Genomic DNA, 18,760 nt, shown 5'->3' with positions numbered 1-18,760 from the left:
ACCTAAGCCCTGGGTTGGGGGTGGGGTGTTAGGGACTTTTGCAAGAGGTCTATACTTCTAGCGGATACTACGGTTGAAAGATGTGTCTTCTTGCAGATGAACGCTACAATCTATCAGAAAATCAAAGAAATAGTTAAATCCAGAGTGGCTTCATGACGGCTAATTTAACACCTAAAGCGACATTTGACTTTATTAACGTGCTATCTCAGGCTGCGGCTAAGTATAGAGAACCAAAAAGTATACGCCCTAGTGCTGAAATATTAGTAAAGGCATTGCTACAAGCCGAAAAAACTGCCAAGCAGCAAAAGTTGAGTTATCCGTTTGAGTTTCTGCTCGGTAAATGGCAACTTTGCTTTGTCACTGGCACTAAGAAAAACAGAGGTAGCGGCGGAATTGTATTAGGCAACGGTTTCTATGTACCCAAATTTATAACAATCCATGTTTCCTTTAATGCCACTTTGGAACAGGATTCAGGCAGAGGCGAAATTGCTAATCAGGTTGAGCTTAACCCGGTTTCACTGAAGCTCACGGGGCCAGTGCAATATTTCGGGAAGAAAAATTTATTGGCCTTTGACTTTAACCAGATGATTATCAGTTTGTTTGGTCGTGTTATTTACAACAGAGCAATCCGTGCTGGTAAAGTTCAAACAGAAGATTTCTACAACCAACCCATAGCGAAACTACCCTTCTTTGGCTTCTTTTTAGTGACAGAAGATTTCATTGCAGCTCGCGGTCGTGGGGGAGGATTGGCATTTTGGATTCGAGAAACTTAAAGATGCTTGCAGGAAATCAGGCAGTCTTGCTGGAGGCAAAAGGAAAAAGGATTTGACTTATTTGTTTGATTTGTAGGAAGTGGTGCAACCTTTTTACAAATTAAACAAATACTTCACAATCTGCGCTTGATTACTTAGGGACTGATAGATTTTGCCTGATTTGGTCTTTTATCTTGCCTTATCAGAGAAGTATATGCTACCATTGATAACTGTGTGGTTAAGGACGTATAGCTCAGTTGGTTAGAGCGCTACGTTGACATCGTAGAGGTCACTGGTTCGAATCCAGTTACGTCCATTTTGTTTGTATAGTGACTAATTGTTTGTCATCGGTGACAGATTAATTGTACATTCACTAATTATTTGTCACTGTTAACAGATTAATTAATGTCAATTTTAACAAAATCTTGTCACTGTTGACAAATTAGTGACTACTATGCAGTCTGGATACCCTATATCAAAGATTAGAACCAGAGTTATTTGAATCTGGAAAAGGTACGCGGTGGATGCTCCAACGAGACAATCAGAAGCGATCGCTCGAACTTGTAGAGTTTGAATTAGAACAAGCGCACAAGCCGCCTAGCGTCTAAGCCCAAATAAAAGCAGGCCAACCTGTAATTCCAGTATGATTCAATACAGTTTAGAATGAGCAACAAAACACTTGTAGAGACGGCGATTTATCGCGTCTCGAAAGCATAACAAGCCGATGCAATGGCATAACACGCCGAAGCAATAGCATAACAAGCCGATGCAATGGCATAACACACCGATGCAATGGCATAACAAGCCGATGCAATAGCATAACAAGCCAATGCAATGGCATAACAAGCCAATGCAATGGCATAACAAGCCGATGCAATGGCATAACACACCGATGCAATGGCATAACAAGCCGATGCATTAACAATCGCATTTAGACAAAGTTGAAAAAATCTGTCAAACTTCTACAGATTTTTGATAATTTACCATCTCTGTAAATCTCATAAAACACTTCTGGCAATGTCCATCTATCCACAAAGCTGGAATTTTAAACCTTGCACCGCAGTTAGGACATTCCAAAAATTAAAAAACTCAGAAAAGATGACGAACACAGAATCTCTGCTTTCACACTTCAGGCTTTGGTGAAGACTTATGCAACGTATAGGTTTTTATGATGGAATTTTTAAATAATTTTTTCTCTACTAGCCAGTTTATTCCCCACGGACATTGCTACCTCTGGAAACCAGGATTGGTGTGGTTGCATCTGATTTCAGATGTGTTAACTGGACTTGCTTATTATTCAATTCCAGTGATGCTGGTTTATTTTGTTCGTAAACGGCGAGATATGCCTTTCGGCTGGATATTCCTAATGTTTGGTACATTCATCGTTGCTTGTGGCACAACTCATTTAATGGATGTATGGACGCTTTGGTATCCTACCTATTGGCTATCAGGGTTAATCAAAGCTATCACCGCTTTTGTCTCCGTATTAACGGCGATAGAGCTTGTGCCATTAATGCCACAGGTGCTAGCTATACCGAGTCCTGCTCAACTAGAGGCTGCAAACTACCAACTAGCAAAAGAAATTGCTGAACGCATACGGACTGAGGAGGTGTTGAGGGAAAGCGAACAACGTTGGCAATTAGCTTTGCGAGGCAATAATGATGGAATTTGGGACTGGAATGTTAAAACTAATGAAGTTTTCTTCTCGGCTCGCTGGAAAGAAATGCTCGGTTACGAAGACCAGGAAATTTCTAACTATTTAGATGAATGCTTGACACGAGTGCATCCTAACGATCTTGAGTGGGTGAAACAAGCGGTTCAAGATCACTTTGCTCAGAAAACACCGTTTTACATTACCGAGTATCGAGCTTTATGTAAAGATGGTACTTATAAATGGATTTTAGATCGAGGGCAAGCGCTGTGGGATGAAGATGGTAATGTAGTACGAATGGCAGGTTCACATACTGACATTACCGATCGCAAGCAAGCAGAGGAGAGACTAAATAGCCTACTTAACCAATTAGAAAGCATGGTTGAGGAAAGAACAGCAGAGTTAACAAGAATCAACAAATCATTACAGATAGAAATTACTGAACGCCAGCGAATAGAAGAAGCATTGCGAGAGAGCGAACAGCAATTTCGGGCTGCATTCCATCAAGCTGCTGTTGGCATTGCTCATGTCGCAATCGATGGAAGCTGGTTGTTGGTTAATCAGAAGCTTTGCGATATTCTTGGTTACACACTTGAAGAACTACAGCTGTTAACTTTCCAAGATATTACTCACCCGGACGATCTTAATACTAACCTGAAATATGTTGAGCAGATTTTAGCAGATAATATTCAAACTTACTCGATGGAAAAGCGGTATTTCCGCAAAGATAATTCCTTAGTTTGGGTTAATCTCACTGTGTCTTTAATGCGCGAACCTAATGGGGAGCCAAAATATTTTATTTCTGTGGTTGAAGACATTAACGAACGGAAATCCGCGCAGCGCGAACGCAAGCAGTGGGAGGAGCAAATTCAAGCATCACTATTAGAAAAAGAGGTGTTATTAAAAGAAATTTACCATCGGGTCAAAAATAATTTACAGGTTATTTCCAGTCTGCTCAACCTGCAATCTGCCTATATCAAAGACAAAGAAGATTTAGTAATATTTCAACAAAGCCAGCAGCGGATTGCATCAATGGCTCTCGTTCACGAAAAATTGTATCAATCTCAAGACTTAGCAAGGATTAATTTGGGTGAATATATTCAAGATTTGGTAGCAAGCTTATTTACTGCTTATGAAGTCAATGAAGATGCGATCGCTTTGACAATAAATGCCGAAGATTGTATTTTTCTCGGTTTAGATACAGCAATTCCTTGTAGCTTAATTATCCATGAGCTTGTATCTAATTCCTTAAAATATGCATTTCCCAAAGATAGTAATGGTGCAATTAATATTGAAATCAAAAAAATAATTAATAATAATTTAATGCTAATAGTTCGTGATGACGGGATTGGCTTACCACCAAACTTTGATTTTAAAAACATCGCATCATTAGGATGGGAGTTAGTAGATGCTTTAACCCATCAGTTAGCAGGAAACATAAATATTACAGGCTCTACTGGAGTAGAGTGTCAGGTGACATTTCCTTTACCATAAATACACGATTAATAAAAGATGACAAACGCAAAAATTTTAGTTGTGGAAGATGAAGCTATTGTTGCCAAAGACTTACAATATCGGCTTAAGAAATTTGGTTACACAGTACCTGCTATTGCTTCTTCAGGAGAAGAAGCAATTAATATAGCAATAGAAATATCTCCAGATTTAGTACTGATGGATATCAAGCTTAAAGGCTCAATGGACGGGATAGAAGCTGCTGAAGAAATCTATAAGCGTTTGGATATTCCAGTAATTTATTTGACTGCTTATGCAGATGAGAATACATTGGAACGAGCTAAGATAACTGAGCCGTTTGCCTACCTCCTGAAACCTTTTAAAGAAAGAGAACTACAAACAAATATTGAAATCACTTTGACTAAACATGGTTTGGAAAGGCAATTAAAAGTTAATAAAAAATGGCTAGATGCACTTTTAAAAAGTATCAGCGATGGTGTGATTGCTAGCGATTTACAAGATTTAATCACTTTTATGAATCCGGTTGCGGAAAATCTGACTGGATGGAAACAAGAAGAAGCCTGTGGCAGAAAGTCCTCAGAGATATTTAATATTGCTAATGGCGAAACTCATAACTCTATTGAAAGTCCGATTATAAAAGTTCTTCAAGATGGTATTATTGTTCATCTCCCCGCAGAAACAATTCTGATTACTAAAGAGGGTGCAGAAATACCAATTGATGACAGCGCTGCACCGATTAAAGATGACAAAGATAATATTACAGGCGCTGTATTAGTGTTTCGAGATATTACTGAGCGCAAACGAGCGATTGAGGCGCGTCAAAAGCAAATTGAGCAAGAACAACTTGTGAAGCAATGGGAAGAGATAAATCAACTCAAAAATGACTTTTTGAATTTAGTTTCTCACGAACTGCGATCGCCTCTGAGTAATATCAAGATGATGATTCAAATGATACAACTGTATAATAATACTGAGGAAGCTCAACGCGGTCTAAAATTAATGGAAAGCGAGTGCGATCGCGAACTAGAATTAATTAACGATCTACTAGACTTACAACGGCTAGAAAGCTCATTCTATCAAGTTATTACACCTGATGCGTTGCTCTTACAACAGTGGTTATTTTGGGTTATCGAGCCGTTTCAAATTCGTGTTCAACAACATCAGCAAACTCTACAGCCGAATATCCCTGCAAATCTCCCGCCGCTATTGTCAGATGGCATTAGCTTGGAACGCATCGTAGTAGAATTACTCAATAATGCCTGTAAATACACACCTGCGGGTGGTGAAATTGTCTTAAGTGTAAGTCACAATTCCTCGGAAGAACCTGCAAAAACAATTATTACTGTCAGTAATTCAACAGAAATTGCATTGACAGAGTTACCACGGATATTTGATAAATTTTATCGTCTCCCTAATACAGATATCTGGAATCAAGGTGGTTCGGGTTTAGGTTTATCTATAGTCCAGAAATTAGTCGAACAATTGCAAGGAAATATTAAAGTAGAAAGTGGCAATGGATGGACTACATTCACTCTTACATTAACTGATTTACAGAATTCTTATTAGCAAATTGTTTTGCAATAATAGGTTTTTGATATTAATATTTAATGAATTTATTTGTTATTTATGTTGGGCTTCACTGTCGTCCAGCCTCAGCTGCATTAATATATTTCATGATAAGCAATTAAGCGAACTTGACATGAGATAATGAAAGCAAATTATTAAATATCGAAAAATGTCATTAACTATATCTTCTACACCTCAAGGTTTTAGTGCATTTATCACTAATTTGGGAATACGAGATACAACTGATGATTTTGTATTTATTCAGTCATCAGTTCCTTGTGTTGCAGATGGAGTCTTCACTCAAAGTCTTTTTGCTGGGCCAAGTGTTACTATTAGCCGCGATAATTTAAAAGATTCACAAGCACAAGGAATTGTCGTTATATCTAAAAATGCAAATGTAGCTAATGGTTCTGTTGGCATCGCTGACGCCCAAGAGGTTCTGCAATTAGTCGCAACTGAAACTGGAATTGCTGCAAATAATATTGTGATAGCTTCTACAGGTGTAATTGGCAGACGTTACCCCATTGAAAAAATCCGGGCTGGTTTATTAGGATTTGGCAAAAAATTGACTGATGCTGATTTTAATGCCGCCGCTCGTGGTATTATGACCACCGATACAGTAGCGAAACTAGCTACACGGCAAATAGGAAATGCCAAGCTAGTAGGAATTGCCAAAGGTGTTGGCATGATTGAGCCTAATATGGCTACTCTCCTAACTTTCTTTTTTACTGACGCTGCAATTTCTGCAAATAGCCTTCGTTCTATTTTTCGCTCTACTATAGATAAAACTTTTAATTGCTTGAGTGTAGATACGGATACTTCTACTAGTGACTCCGCTGTGATTTTAGCTAATGGAATAGTCGGTGAAGTTTCAGAATTAGATTTTGCTAGGGCATTGCAAGAGGTTGCACAGGAATTAGTGCTGAAAATTGCACGAGATGCAGAAGGTGCTACTAAGATAATTAAGGTAACTGTAGATTCGGCGATTAACTATACACAAGCTAAAACAGTAGCGAAAGCAATTGTAAATTCACCATTAGTAAAAACTGCTGTTTATGGAGCAGATCCGAATTGGGGAAGAGTTGCTATGGCTATAGGCAAATGTGAAAAGGAACAGGAGATAAATCCAGATAAAGTTGTTATTAGTTTTGATAAGGTGAAAGTTTATCCTAGTAGCTTAACTGAGGAAAATCTAGAACAGTTACGGCAAATTATGTCTAAAGATAAAGTAGATATTCATGTTAGCCTGAATATTGGCGATGCCTCTGCAACTGTATGGGGTTGCGATCTTTCAGAGGGTTATATAGAAATTAATGGTAAATACTCAACTTGATTAGACCTGTTGTACAAATGCAAAATTTGCCCTCAACCCCCAACCCCTTCTCCCAATTTTGGGAGAAGGGGAGCGAATTTTAAAGTCACTCTGCCAAGCTTGAGAGAGGGACTTAGGGTGAGGGCTTTTGCTTCATTGTGCTAGGCGATAACTTATTTAAGATATCAAGGAGAAGTAGTTTTAGAAACTTCTGGACTGCGAATGATGATATGTCCTTTATCACTTTCTTGAATAGCTAAAACTGACGGTAGCTCATCAGGTTTTGCATTTGGGGGCAATGCTCGAAACAAATAAATCCAGCCGCCACGTTCTAGGAGTAAGCGCCAGACTCTCGGCTGCTTTGAATTGCTGATATCATTATCTTCTCTACCTCGCAAGTCCTCGAATAGACCTCGATCGCCAATTATGCGGTAGCCTTTCAAGGATGGATCGGCGAATATATTATCAAGTTTGCGTCCCACTGCAAATTTTTCTTCCGGTGTAATTAAAGCTACAACGGGCAAGGTGGAGTTTTGACCAGCGTCTCGTCGTGCATCTGCAAAGCCTTGCCAACGAGCTAACCAAAATATCACAATTAATACCCAGGATACTATTACTATCTCATTGACTAGCGATCGCAGAAATTCAACTGAGCGCAGTTGTCCAAAACCAAATTCAGCTAGAGATTTAAGCTGTTTAGCTGTCCATGAGCGTTTGTGTTGAGTAGCAGAGATGATGCGATTGAGTAGTAATTGGCTGGTAGAGACTACCGTATCGCTGATGATTTTAATTAACCATAATGTAGCTTGAATTGCGATCGCAGCGACAAAAAAAGCGATCGCTGTTTTGCAGATTGTCCAGATATCTCCGAAAAATATTTGCAGGGGAACTATGAGAAAAGACTGTGCAGGTAAATCGAGAGTATTGACTTCTAGTTGAAAAAAGTAGAAATATGACCAACGATAAATCCAGCCTGCAAAGAAAAGCGCCGCACCCAGCAAGCCAATTACACTGGTGAATTTACTTAAAATATTAGTTTCTTGGTTAGGGTTAGGAGCTTGAGTCATAAGGGAGATGAGGGATATAAGGGAAACAAATATACTGTGACCTCACTTCCATTCCTCTCTCCTAAGAAGAGAGAGGCTTTAAATTTTGCTCCCCTTCCCTACAAGGGAAGGGGTTGGGGGTTAGGTCATATTGCACTCAACTGCAAACTGCTATAAGTAAATAATCAGTTGATTTTAGTAATTTTACGGAAATTTGATATACGCCTTTGAAGTTTAATGAGAAAGTTAAACATAGTCAAATATACTGTTAAAGCCATGAAAGCTTTTTTCCAGAGATGGGTTGTAGCAATCCTAGTAATGGCAACAGCGATCGCCGGAAACATTCAAGCTGTAATGAGCCAGGATGTCAAGACGGGAAATCTGTTGTTGGCACAGACACCAGTCAACGCAGATGAATTAGAACTTCCAGTAGCGTTACCAGAGTTAGCAGAGGTCATTTTTAAGGGTGGTGAGTCAAGTAGTGGCCAGATAACAGGAATTGATGCACAGGGAGAAGCACTATCAATTCAGCGTAGTGGCAAAACTGCCACAATTCCCTTGAGCCAAATTCAAAAAGTAGTCTTCAAGAATGGGGCGTTGGTTTACAGAAGCAATGGGCGGCAAATTATCCGGGGTGAGCGCGATCGCCCTACAGGTAAACTAGTAACTTGGAGTGGTATACCCTTAAATACGTTTATTGTAAAAAATTCTACTCAGGGTCAAGCAGTGGTGAAGCTCAAACCACCTGTAGTTTCTACAGCACAGTTGCGGGGTATTGAGTCAGTGGCTAGAAATCGGCAATATGTGGTAGATGAAATTCAATTCAATTCACAACAAAGAACGATCACCATTCTGGCAACACCTTATTGATCGTGAATCATTTCATCTGTAGGGGCGTATATTTATGCCCCTAAGAGGTTGTTTGAAAAGTATTTCACTGTGACTTTAGACACTTTAAGATCCCCTCTAACTCCCTTTAAAAAGGGGGGAACCGGAATTAAAGCCCCCCTTTTTAAGGGGGGCTGGGGGGATCGATAACGTTTTGCTACCAACGAAAGAACTTTTAAAACATCCTCTAAGCTTTTTGACGTTTTTAACGACAAACACAATATTAATAAGAAACATTGGAATGTTCATTAGAAACATTGCAACATTCCTCACAAACATTACAATATTAATACGAAATATTGCAACATTTCTTACAAACATCACAATATTAATACGAAACATTGCAACATTCCTTACAAACATCACAATATTAATACGAAATATTGCAACATCAAGATCTTGGTGAAGATAGCTTCTGTTAAGGCCTAATTAAAAACAGCTACCTCTGCACTATTCTATGAAAAAAATTCTCACTAGTTTTTTGGCTGTGGGTGTTTATCTAACGCCTTTAACAGTGATGCTGATGGCTCAACCCACCTGGGGACAGACTCAAAATTTGCGATCACAAGAAGCAGAAAGACTGTTAGAGCAAGGGATAAAGCTGACACAGCAACAGGAACACCAACAGGCAATACAAATATTACAGCCAGTTCCAACTATGGCACAGGAACTCAAAGACCAAAAACTTGAAGCAACTGCACTAGTTTGGCTTGGGTTTAACTACTCAGCTTTAGGAGAAAAGCAAAAAGCACTCTCATTTTACAACCAAGCTCTTTCCCTTAGGCGTGCTGTGGGCGATCGCGCTGGTGAAGCCAGTACACTCAATAATATCGGTCTAGTCTACTCAGCTTTAGGAGAAAAGCAAAAAGCATTCTCATTTTACAACCAAGCTCTTCCCCTTTGGCGTGCTGTGGGCGATCGCTCTGGTGAAGCCACTACACTTAATAATATCGGTCAAGTCTACGACGCTTTAGGAGAAAAGCAAAAAGCATTCTCATTTTACAACCAAGCTATTCCCCTTTGGCGTGCTGTGGGCGATCGCGCTGGTGAAGCCACTACACTCAATAATATCGGTGGAGTCTACGACAATTTAGGAGAAAAGCAAAAAGCACTCTCATTTTACAACCAAGCTCTTTCTTTTAAACGTGCTGTGGGCGATCGCGCTGGTGAAGCCACTACACTCAATAATATCAGTCTAGTCTACGACAATTTAGGAGAAAAGCAAAAAGCACTCTCATTTTACAACCAAACTCTTCCTCTTTGGCGTGCTGTGGGCGATCGCGCTGGTGAAGCCACTACACTCAATAATATCAGTCTAGTCTACGACAATTTAGGAGAAAAGCAAAAAGCACTCTCATTTTACAACCAAACTCTTCCTCTTTGGCGTGCTGTGGGCGATCGCGCTGGTGAAGCCAGTACACTCAATAATATCGGTGGAGTCTACGACGCTTTAGGAGAAAAGCAAAAAGCACTCTCATTTTATAACCAAGCTCTTCCCCTTTGGCGTGCTGTGGGCGATCGCGCTGGTGAAGCCAGTACACTCAATAATATCGGTGGAGTTTACGACGCTTTAGGAGAAAAGCAAAAAGCACTCTCATTTTATAACCAAGCTCTTCCCCTTAGGCGTGCTGTGGGCAATCGCGCTGGTGAAGCCACTACACTCAATAATATCGGTGGAGTTTACGACGCTTTAGGAGAAAAGCAAAAAGCACTCTCATTTTACAACCAAGCTCTGCCCCTTTGGCGTGCTGTGGGCGATCGCGCAGGTGAAGCCAGTACACTCAGTAACATTGGTCTAGTCTACGACAATTTAGGAGAAAAGCAAAAAGCACTCTCATTTTACAACCAAGCTCTGCCCCTTAGGCGTGCTGTGGGCGATCGCACTGGTGAAGCCACTACACTCAGTAACATTGGTGCAGTCTACGACAATTTAGGAGAAAAGCAAAAAGCACTCTCATTTTACAACCAAGCTCTGCCCCTTTGGCGTGCTGTAGGCGATCGCTCTGGTGAAGCTGTCACCTTGGGTAATATTGGTGTACTCTTACAAAGTACAAATCGACCAACTGAAGCCATTACTAATTTACAGCAATCTCTCCAAATTAGCTTAGAAATGCGCCGGGGTTTGCAACGAGAAAATCGCCAAAAATTTTTACAACAAAACGGTAGAAGTGCAATTGCTACTGCTTTAGTCAATGTCCTTATTAATCAAAAAAGATACACTCAAGCCTTTGAATGGGTTAACCTATTCACCACAGCCGATCTTGCTGATTATACTCGCCTGATTAATGCCAAAGTTGCCAACTCAGAGGCACAACAAGCTCTTGATGACTGGAGTAAAAAAAATCAACAATTGGAATCCCTGCGACAACAACTGCAAGACAATCGCTCCGAAAGCCTACCCCAACAGATTCGGCAATTAGAAGCACAAGTTTATTCAGAAGCCGAAACTATCTCTCGCCGTTTTCCTGAAGTGGCAGAACTATTTGAAACTACACCCGTAGATATTAAAAACCTAACATCCTCCATACCCGCAGGAACAGTTGTAGTTCAACCTGTCTTGTTGACTAATGTGGCAGATATGCCTAATAATGTCGCCTTTTTTATCTTCACCAAAGGTCATTATAGTGTTATCAAAAAATCTATTGATCCCAAAAAATTTGATAAACTTATTACCGATTACTTAAAACAAGTACAAGACGATAGCGATTCTGACTACTTTGAAACCGGCGGCGAACTTTATGATATTCTCATTCGCCCTATAGAAGACAAAATTAAGGCTTTATCACCCAAACAATTGAGTATTATTGCTACTGGGCAACTGCGTCATTTACCTTTTGAGACTCTTTACGACAATCAAACTAAGCAATTTCTGATCCAAAAATATCCTGTCAACTATCTGACTCGCATTTCCAATAATTCCTTACAATCTCTAGGTATACAAAATGCCATCCCTCGCAAACCACAAGCTGTTTTAGCATTTGGTAATCCCGTAACCAGTGAGCCACAAAATCTCCCAGGTGCAGAGGCAGAAGTCATAAAGATTAAAGAAATACTGCCAGACAGTGAAGTTTACATTAATAAAAAAGCTAGCTTAGAAAACTTTAGATCCCAAGCATTGCGGTTTGACTTTTTGCACTTAGCAACTCACGGTTGTTTTCAAACTGAAGATTGCAAAAAAATCAAGTTAAAAAATAATACGTTACTATTTGCTGACAAACCCTTAGATATTGCTAATGCTGCTCTTTTAGGTTTACAAGGCACACAATTAATTACTCTTAGTGCCTGTCAAACTGCTGTAGATCCTAATTTGAATGGCGCAGGCATTACAGGTGTTGCTTATATATTTGAGCGGGCTGGTGCGAAAGCTGTGATGGCAAGTTTGTGGGCGGTTGATGATAAAGCAACTCAGCTATTAATGGTTGATTTTTATCAAAATCTCAAGCTGGGTATGACGAAAGGCGAGGCTTTGCAACAAGCTAAGTTGAAGCTAATTGCAGATTATCCCCATCCTTTTTATTGGTCGGCATTTGTGCTGATTGGCGATGCACGGTAAAGTAATTCGTAATTAAAGAGCCAAGGCGAATGGAATTTGCGGCTACACAGGTAAACTCCGCCTCCGTGGACTAAGAGGTTGTTTGAAAAGTGGTTGGCTGTGATGTTAGGCACTAACTGATCCCCCCTAGCCCCCCTTAAAAAGGGGGGAACCGGAGTCAAAATCCCCCTTTTTAAGGGGAATTTAGGGGGATCTAGAACGTTTTCTTACTGATAAGAAAACTTTTCAAACATCCTCTAATAAAAATTGAGGGTTTGAAACCCACGGATGTGGGTTTTGTTTGTGTAGACGCGGTTTCTAACCGCCTTTTTTATTACAAACCGATTTACTCACAACAACTTATCTGGTGTAATTGGCAGATCGCGAATCCGCTTACCTGTGGCATGATAAACTGCATTAGATATAGCAGCGGCTACCCCAACAATCGGAAGTTCCCCCAAGCTTTTGGTTCCTAGTGCATTCACATAAGGATCGTGTTCTTCAATAAATTGCACTTCCATATTGGGGATATCTGCATGAACGGGAATCAAGTAATCGGAAAGATTAGCACCAACTATTCTGCCCTGATTAGCATCCATTACAGTTTTCTCCATCAGCGCCATACCGATTCCCCAGGTAATTCCGCCGATAACTTGACTCCGCGCTGTCTTGAAGTTGAGAATTCGCCCAGCACCATAAACGCCTACGCAACGTCTAACTTTGATTTCTCCTAACAATTCATCAACTGCTACTTCGACAAATATTGCCCCAAAAGAATGTTTGGCATATTGTTTACTCTCCGGGTTGAGTGAGGATTCCTCTGTAACTTCTAAACTTTCTAATCCGTGACGGCGGAGAATATCGGTGTAGCTGTCTCGCTTCGATGGATCTTGTTTTAAAAATATTTGCCCTGACTCAACAGTAATATCTTCTGCTGGCGATTTATAAAGCAAAGAATTAGAATCTTCGATCGCCATTTTAATTATCTTATCCCGTGCAGCGATCGCAGTTTGATGCACCGCCGGGGAAACACTCCCAACGGTAATTGAGTTCCCTGTAATTGGGGCTTTCGGAAAATTGGTATCACCTAATTCAAACTGCACTGGTAATCCCAATACTTCAGCAGCTACCTGCATCATCACTGTATAAGTACCAGTACCGATGTCTTGAGTACCGCTTTGTACTTTCACTTCTCCAGTGGCAAAAATTTCTACCTTGACTGATGCAGTTCTAGCATTGGTGGGAAATGTCGCACTTGCCATTCCCCAACCAATCAGGAAATGATTTTCTCGCATGGAACGGGGAACTGAATTGCGTTGTGCCCATCCAAAAATTTCTGCCCCTTTTTGATAACATTCTTTCAGGGATTTACTTGACCAAGGTAATCCTTTGTGCGGATCGATATCTGCATGATTTCTCAGTCTTAGTTCAATTGGGTCAATATTTAAGGTGTATGCCAGTTCATCCATTGCTGATTCTAAGGCAAACATTCCCGGTGCTTCTCCTGGGCCACGCATAAAGGTTGGTGTGCCGGCGTTGATGCGTCCCAAACGGTATTTTATTTCCAAATTGGGACAGGCGTACATCATCGTTGTTGCTGCACCCACTGGTTCGGCAAAGTCATCAAACAGGGAAGTTAAAGATGTCCCAATTTGCTCGATTACAGTTAATTTGCCTTCCTTGGTTGCACCTAATGTTAGCTGCTGCTGAGTTTCCGAGCGGTGGCCGCAAGCAGTGTACATTTGCGATCGCGTTAGCACTACTTTTACTGGGCGTTTTACTTGACGAGCTGCGATCGCTGCTAAAATCGTATGCGATCGCAGCAGTGCTTTACAACCAAATCCGCCGCCTAAGTATTTGGAGATGACGCGGACATTTTCTTCGGGAATATTCAGAATAGATGCGATTCGGTTTTGGGTTGCTGAAACGCCTTGAGTGGTTTCATAGAGCGTCAAGTTATCCCCTGACCACATTGCGATCGTTGCAGAAGGCTCTAGGGGATTATGATGTTCTATTGGCGTAGTATAAACTTGCTCTACCAAAACATCTGCCTGGACTTTCCCCGATTCAACATCCCCTCTAGTGATTTTACCTGGCATCATGCCCAAAAATACCGATTCGGGTTCAAATATCTCTGTATGTGCCATTGTGACTGTCGGAATGGCTTCTTCGTAGATAATTTTTATCTGAGAGGCAGCAGTTTCGGCTTGTTCTAAAGTTTGGGCAATTACAACCCCCAGATGTTGACCATCGTAGTAGATATTATGGTCTTTTTCAGTTGACTGAGGTTGTGGAGGGCCAAAGAAGGGTATTTTTATTAGAGATGGGGTTTGTTGGTAAGTAATGATATCTATTACACCAGGGGCGACTGCGGCTGCCGTTGTGTCTATTTGGATAATTTTACCGCTCGCGATCGCACTTTGAAAAATCACTCCGTAAGTTAAATTCTCGATTGGCACATCGGCTGTGTAAGGCGCTTCTCCTGTAACTTTCAGTCTACCATCAACGCGATCGAGTGGTTTCCCAATAATTTTATTCATAATTTTTCTGCCACAACTGAGAGTGCGCGTACCAAAGCGCGTTTGACTAATTCAATTTTGAATTCATTATGCGTTTGCGGTTTTGCTTCTTTGACGGCTGCTGCTGCTGCGGCTGTAAAGATATCTTCGTTAATTGCTTTCCCTTTTAATAATTCCTCAGCTTCCCTTGCACGCCAAGGTTTGGGTGCGACTCCCCCAAAAGCGATACGTGCTGATTTGATGATGTCTTGTTCTATATCTAAGACAACAGCTACGGAAACGAGAGCAAATTCGTAAGAAGCACGATCTCTTACTTTTAAATAATGGGATTGATATGCAAAATCTGGAACTTCAATAGCAACAATTAATTCTCCAGGCTGTAATAGAGTTTCTTTTGCTGGTGTCTCACCTGGTAAGAGATAAAAATCATGAATAGAAATTCCCCGTGATTGTTCTATTCCTTGGATGCAAATTACTGCATCTAATGCCGTCAAAGCTACTGCTAAATCGGAAGGATGAACGGCAATACAATGTTCGCTAGCTCCGAAAATGGAATGCATTCGATTGTAACCTGTAATTGCCGAACAACCTATACCGGGAATGCGTTTATTACAAGGAAAAACCGGATCGCGAAAGTAACCACAGCGGACTCGTTGCAGTAAATTACCGCCCACTGTTGCCATATTTCGCAGTTGCGGTGAAGCGCTTTGTAATAAAGCTTGGCTAATGACGGGATAACATTCCCGAATTTTGGGATGAAAAGCCACATCGCTCATTCGAGAAATCGCACCAATGCGGATTCCATTCGGTTGAGATTCAATATCTGCTAAGGGCAAACTATTAATATCAATTAATATATTTGCTGTTTGGACTCCATCTTTCATTAATCCCAGTAAATCTGTGCCACCAGCAATAAATGCAGCAGTTTTGTCTTGATTAACTGTGGCGATCGCCACTTCTTCTGAGGTGACTTTAGCATAACTAAATGGCTGCATCTTCCTTTTCCTCTAGCACATCTCGAATCGCCGCAATAATATTTGGATATGCTCCACAACGGCAAAGATTTCCACTCATCTTTTCTCGAATTTCTGCTTCAGATTTTGGCGATTCTTCCAATATCATCCCTACGGCTGAGATAATTTGACCTGATGTACAGTAGCCGCATTGAAAAGCATCATGGGTAATAAAGGCTGTTTGCATAGGATGGAGTTTACCCTCTTGTGCTAATCCCTCAATTGTGGTAATTTCAGCACCGATGTGCATGATTGCCAAAGTCATACAAGAATTAATTCGCCGATTATTAACTAATACAGTACATGCGCCACATTCACCGCGATCGCAAGCTTTTTTAGTGCCCATCAAACCCAGTTTTTCTCGAAGTGCATCTAGTAATGTAACACGAGGTTCTATCTTCAAGGAGTAAGATGTATTATTAACATTCAGTGATAATTCTACTTCCTCTGAACCCAATATTTTCACTTCCTGAGTAAGTGAGTCTGAAGTTCTTGAAGCTAAGGAATTTTTTTCCATATCTCATGTAGATAATAATTACATCATTTACTATAGTAGCGAGAAAAAGTCTGCGGTTGTTCTAGCTTGACTTCCTGATATTTAGAATCCCAGTGAATTCTGACTTAATAATATGAACACAAATCTCACTCAGAAATTATCCCAACCCATAGTAGAGAAAGTTGCTATTGTCGGTGCTGGGCCAGGTGGTTTAGCTGCGGCGATCGCACTGAGAAGCCAAGGGATAGAGGTGCAAGTATACGAAAAGGCCCAAGAATTTCGTCCGGCGGGAACTGGACTAGGACTAGCTCCCAATGGCTTGCATTCTCTAGATGCGATCGCACCGGGAATTGTCGAAACTCTCAAAAGTTCAGGATGTGAAGTTCAGCACACAGTTTTAAAAAATATTCAGGGAGAGACAATCCGAACTAACGCAACTAAATATTTAGAGCAATACGGACAACCTTTGTTAACTATTTGGTGGTATCGTCTACAGCAAGTCTTAGCATCGAGATTGCCGTCTGAGATCATTCACCTCAATCATCGCTGCATCGGCTTTGAGCAAGATGCAAACGGTGTGGAAATTCATTTTGATGGCAAAAAATCGGTAGATGCAGATTTGCTGATTGGCGCTGATGGCGTTAACTCTGTCATCAGAGAAACTTTATTTGGCGAGGGTAAGCCTAATTATATCGGCAGTATGTGTTGGCGTGCCGTCATCAAGTATCGCCATGAGCTATTTAATGACTATGAACTAGTTTTTGTCAAAGGCAATCAACAGTTTATGTACCTTCTGAATGTGGGCGGCGGCTATACCAGTTGGATTAGTCGGAAGTTCTCGCCTGAGTACTCCCTTTCTCACAGCGCTGATGAAGTGAAGTCTCGCATTCTCCATGAATTAGCCGACTGGGATGAATCCTTTCGGGTGGTAGTAGAAGCCACACCAGCCGAGGAAATTTGGGAAGGGCCAATTTGCGATCGCCCGCCGTTAACTCAATGGAGTCAAGGCAGAGTCACTCTCTTAGGCGATGCCGCTCATCCAATGGCACCTGCAATGGGACAAGGAGCCAATACCACTTTTGAAGATGCATACCAACTACGAGAGTGTTTTTCTGATTCAGCTAATCTGCAAGAAGCTCTGACTAGCTACGAACAGTGTCGCATTGAGCGGACAAAACTCATTCAAGCTCGTAGTGCCTTGGGTGAGATGCGTTATTACGACATTAACACCGTGGCATCTACTGGGCAGACCCAAGAGCGCCAAATGAGTCTTAATGATGATTTTCACAAATGGATATACAATTTTAAACCATCTGTAAAAAGTTAAATTCTAGTGTGGTATTAGCAATACTTCGAACAATTTTGAGTTGAGAGAATCGACAAGAAAGCTATCGAAATATCAAGGTGCTGATTAAACCGCCCCCCTTGCGTTCGCCCTGGTCTTTAGCCGGACACGATATGAGACACCATGCATTTCTGGAAAAGACATTGTGGCATGTGTAGTAAGAAAGCAAGTATCACTTGATGCTCAATTTAGCTCAAGGGGGTCTAATGATCGATCGTTTTTTGAATTTAATTTTTATCGATTCCTTCGCTGTAGTAATTAACCTGACATTTGGTACATTACTTCGCACTAAAATCTGCAATTATTCATGGGATGGAGTTGTAAATGATGAGCTTTCAACACCAGAAAGTAGCGCTAGTTCTTCTAAATCTCCACCACCCTTAGAAGAGGTACAAACCACTCATCTTCCATAAAGCCTAACTACTGTAGGGATTCTCATTTGAATTAAATATAGGCTTGCTTAGGGGCGTACATCTGTGCGCCTCTACGAGGATCTATGTTTATATCGATTGTCACAAGCAATAACTAGAATTTTAACGGGAATACGGTAAAATCCAGAGGAACTTTTATTGTTACCAACGCGGGTTAAGGATGGAAGCAAATTTTCTGACGGCTGTTTTTCTGCCCTTGGCTCTATTTATTATCATGTTGAGTGTGGGGTTAACCTAGCGAGTTGTAATCTATCCCAAAGCGGTGGTGATTGGCTTGGTGGCGCAGTTGCTCGTGTTGCCGATTGTGGGCTTTGGGATTGCGTCAGTATTTCCCCTTGACCCACAATTAGCAGTAGGTGTGATGATTTTAGCAGCCTGTCCCGGTGGCGCTACTTCTAATTTTGAATGTGGTTGCAATGGCTTTAGGTTTTGCGATCGCTACTTTAACCCGATTAGGAGAAAAATGCGTTACGGCAATTACAGTAGAAGTAGGAATTCAAAATGGGACACTGGCGATCGCGATCGCTTCTACCCCTACGCTGCTAAATAGTCCTACAATGGCTATTCCTGGGGCAATTTATGGTCTGCTAATGTTTGTGACTGGTGCTGGATTTGCTTGGTGGTCTAGTCGTCGCCAAGGGTTGTTGAAAGCATAAAATTACTTTGCCTTATGGGTTACAAGTATTTGTAGAAATTGAATTACCCAATCTTATTACGTTGATGTTTCTAGACTCTT

At 41.0% G+C, this 18,760-nt stretch carries 13 protein-coding genes, 1 tRNA gene and 1 pseudogene; 11 read left to right on the top strand and 4 right to left on the bottom strand.

Annotation, left to right across the window (positions count from 1 at the left end):
* Nucleotides 1-152 precede the first annotated feature (152 nt).
* From V7K44_RS31515 to argJ, 5 genes are all read left to right on the top strand, one after another.
* Nucleotides 153-773 carry a hypothetical protein gene (locus V7K44_RS31515; RefSeq protein WP_334937759.1) on the top strand — a complete coding sequence of 207 codons (621 nt, stop codon included), beginning with the start codon at nucleotides 153-155 and terminating at the stop codon, nucleotides 771-773.
* A gap of 221 nt (nucleotides 774-994) precedes the next feature.
* A tRNA-Val gene (locus V7K44_RS31510) sits at nucleotides 995-1,068 on the top strand.
* Nucleotides 1,069-1,920: 852 nt separating this feature from the next.
* Nucleotides 1,921-3,897, top strand: a complete 1,977-nt coding sequence (locus tag V7K44_RS33330; protein WP_442940728.1) for a PAS domain S-box protein — start codon at nucleotides 1,921-1,923, stop codon at nucleotides 3,895-3,897.
* 18 nt (nucleotides 3,898-3,915) lie between these two features.
* Entirely contained in the window at nucleotides 3,916-5,442 is a 1,527-nt protein-coding gene (locus tag V7K44_RS31495; protein ID WP_334937758.1) for a hybrid sensor histidine kinase/response regulator, read from the top strand.
* Between the two features lie 169 nt (nucleotides 5,443-5,611).
* Complete coding sequence (gene argJ / locus V7K44_RS31490; RefSeq protein WP_334937756.1) at nucleotides 5,612-6,775, top strand: bifunctional glutamate N-acetyltransferase/amino-acid acetyltransferase ArgJ; 1,164 nt, start codon at nucleotides 5,612-5,614, stop codon at nucleotides 6,773-6,775.
* A gap of 164 nt (nucleotides 6,776-6,939) precedes the next feature.
* On the opposite strand, the gene V7K44_RS31485 is transcribed toward argJ, so the two are convergent.
* A complete protein-coding gene (locus V7K44_RS31485; RefSeq protein ID WP_334937754.1) occupies nucleotides 6,940-7,821 on the bottom strand; it encodes a hypothetical protein in 882 nt (293 codons plus the stop codon).
* 255 nt (nucleotides 7,822-8,076) lie between these two features.
* Here V7K44_RS31485 and V7K44_RS31480 point away from each other — a divergent pair, with 255 nt between their 5' ends.
* Together V7K44_RS31480 and V7K44_RS31475 are read left to right on the top strand one after the other, a co-directional pair.
* Nucleotides 8,077-8,670: a hypothetical protein gene (locus V7K44_RS31480; RefSeq protein WP_334937752.1), complete on the top strand. Its 594-nt coding sequence runs from the start codon at nucleotides 8,077-8,079 to the stop codon at nucleotides 8,668-8,670.
* A 475-nt stretch (nucleotides 8,671-9,145) separates the two neighbouring features.
* Nucleotides 9,146-12,241, top strand: a complete 3,096-nt coding sequence (locus tag V7K44_RS31475; protein ID WP_334937750.1) for a CHAT domain-containing protein — start codon at nucleotides 9,146-9,148, stop codon at nucleotides 12,239-12,241.
* A gap of 329 nt (nucleotides 12,242-12,570) precedes the next feature.
* Here the strand turns inward: V7K44_RS31475 and V7K44_RS31470 are convergent, their stop codons facing one another.
* Genes V7K44_RS31470 through V7K44_RS31460 form a run of 3 tightly spaced genes read right to left on the bottom strand, consistent with a single transcriptional unit; the run spans nucleotide 12,571 to nucleotide 16,269 of the window.
* The gene (locus V7K44_RS31470; RefSeq protein ID WP_334937748.1) at nucleotides 12,571-14,760 is read right to left on the bottom strand and encodes a xanthine dehydrogenase family protein molybdopterin-binding subunit; all 2,190 of its coding nucleotides are present in this window, start codon (nucleotides 14,758-14,760) and stop codon (nucleotides 12,571-12,573) included.
* A complete protein-coding gene (locus tag V7K44_RS31465; RefSeq protein ID WP_334937746.1) occupies nucleotides 14,757-15,734 on the bottom strand; it encodes an FAD binding domain-containing protein in 978 nt (325 codons plus the stop codon). Before V7K44_RS31465 ends, V7K44_RS31470 begins: the two co-directional genes overlap by 4 nt.
* Nucleotides 15,721-16,269 carry a (2Fe-2S)-binding protein gene (locus V7K44_RS31460; RefSeq protein ID WP_334937744.1) on the bottom strand — a complete coding sequence of 183 codons (549 nt, stop codon included), beginning with the start codon at nucleotides 16,267-16,269 and terminating at the stop codon, nucleotides 15,721-15,723. The genes V7K44_RS31465 and V7K44_RS31460 overlap by 14 nt, the downstream gene beginning before the upstream one ends.
* A gap of 112 nt (nucleotides 16,270-16,381) precedes the next feature.
* On the opposite strand from V7K44_RS31460, the gene V7K44_RS31455 reads away from it, so the two are divergent.
* From V7K44_RS31455 to V7K44_RS31440, 4 genes and pseudogenes are all read left to right on the top strand, one after another.
* Complete coding sequence (locus tag V7K44_RS31455) at nucleotides 16,382-17,575, top strand: FAD-dependent oxidoreductase (RefSeq protein WP_334937742.1); 1,194 nt, start codon at nucleotides 16,382-16,384, stop codon at nucleotides 17,573-17,575.
* A 224-nt stretch (nucleotides 17,576-17,799) separates the two neighbouring features.
* The gene (locus tag V7K44_RS31450) at nucleotides 17,800-18,006 is read left to right on the top strand and encodes a hypothetical protein (protein WP_334937740.1); all 207 of its coding nucleotides are present in this window, start codon (nucleotides 17,800-17,802) and stop codon (nucleotides 18,004-18,006) included.
* A 280-nt stretch (nucleotides 18,007-18,286) separates the two neighbouring features.
* Nucleotides 18,287-18,364 (top strand): annotated as a pseudogene (locus tag V7K44_RS31445) (hypothetical protein); the annotation flags it as partial.
* A gap of 76 nt (nucleotides 18,365-18,440) precedes the next feature.
* Nucleotides 18,441-18,680 (top strand): hypothetical protein, encoded by a 240-nt coding sequence (locus V7K44_RS31440; protein ID WP_334937771.1) that lies wholly within the window; start codon nucleotides 18,441-18,443, stop codon nucleotides 18,678-18,680.
* The last annotated feature ends 80 nt before the right edge of the window (nucleotides 18,681-18,760 follow it).

Origin of the sequence: Nostoc sp., assembly GCF_036917235.1 — a bacterium.
Lineage (GTDB): Bacteria > Cyanobacteriota > Cyanobacteriia > Cyanobacteriales > Nostocaceae > Nostoc.
Note: the sequence above shows the minus strand (reverse complement) of the source record. Positions and strands in the feature narration are given on the sequence as shown.

What these genes read in the sequence shown, in the direction of transcription:
- V7K44_RS31515 (WP_334937759.1), top strand. Translation starts at nt 153, where the DNA reads ATGACGGCTAATTTAACACCTAAAGCGACATTTGACTTTATTAACGTG.
- V7K44_RS33330 (WP_442940728.1), top strand. Translation starts at nt 1,921, where the DNA reads ATGATGGAATTTTTAAATAATTTTTTCTCTACTAGCCAGTTTATTCCC.
- V7K44_RS31495 (WP_334937758.1), top strand. Translation starts at nt 3,916, where the DNA reads ATGACAAACGCAAAAATTTTAGTTGTGGAAGATGAAGCTATTGTTGCC.
- argJ (WP_334937756.1), top strand. Translation starts at nt 5,612, where the DNA reads ATGTCATTAACTATATCTTCTACACCTCAAGGTTTTAGTGCATTTATC.
- V7K44_RS31485 (WP_334937754.1), bottom strand. Translation starts at nt 7,821, where the DNA reads ATGACTCAAGCTCCTAACCCTAACCAAGAAACTAATATTTTAAGTAAA.
- V7K44_RS31480 (WP_334937752.1), top strand. Translation starts at nt 8,077, where the DNA reads ATGAAAGCTTTTTTCCAGAGATGGGTTGTAGCAATCCTAGTAATGGCA.
- V7K44_RS31475 (WP_334937750.1), top strand. Translation starts at nt 9,146, where the DNA reads ATGAAAAAAATTCTCACTAGTTTTTTGGCTGTGGGTGTTTATCTAACG.
- V7K44_RS31470 (WP_334937748.1), bottom strand. Translation starts at nt 14,760, where the DNA reads ATGAATAAAATTATTGGGAAACCACTCGATCGCGTTGATGGTAGACTG.
- V7K44_RS31465 (WP_334937746.1), bottom strand. Translation starts at nt 15,734, where the DNA reads ATGCAGCCATTTAGTTATGCTAAAGTCACCTCAGAAGAAGTGGCGATC.
- V7K44_RS31460 (WP_334937744.1), bottom strand. Translation starts at nt 16,269, where the DNA reads ATGGAAAAAAATTCCTTAGCTTCAAGAACTTCAGACTCACTTACTCAG.
- V7K44_RS31455 (WP_334937742.1), top strand. Translation starts at nt 16,382, where the DNA reads ATGAACACAAATCTCACTCAGAAATTATCCCAACCCATAGTAGAGAAA.
- V7K44_RS31450 (WP_334937740.1), top strand. Translation starts at nt 17,800, where the DNA reads ATGATCGATCGTTTTTTGAATTTAATTTTTATCGATTCCTTCGCTGTA.
- V7K44_RS31440 (WP_334937771.1), top strand. Translation starts at nt 18,441, where the DNA reads ATGGCTTTAGGTTTTGCGATCGCTACTTTAACCCGATTAGGAGAAAAA.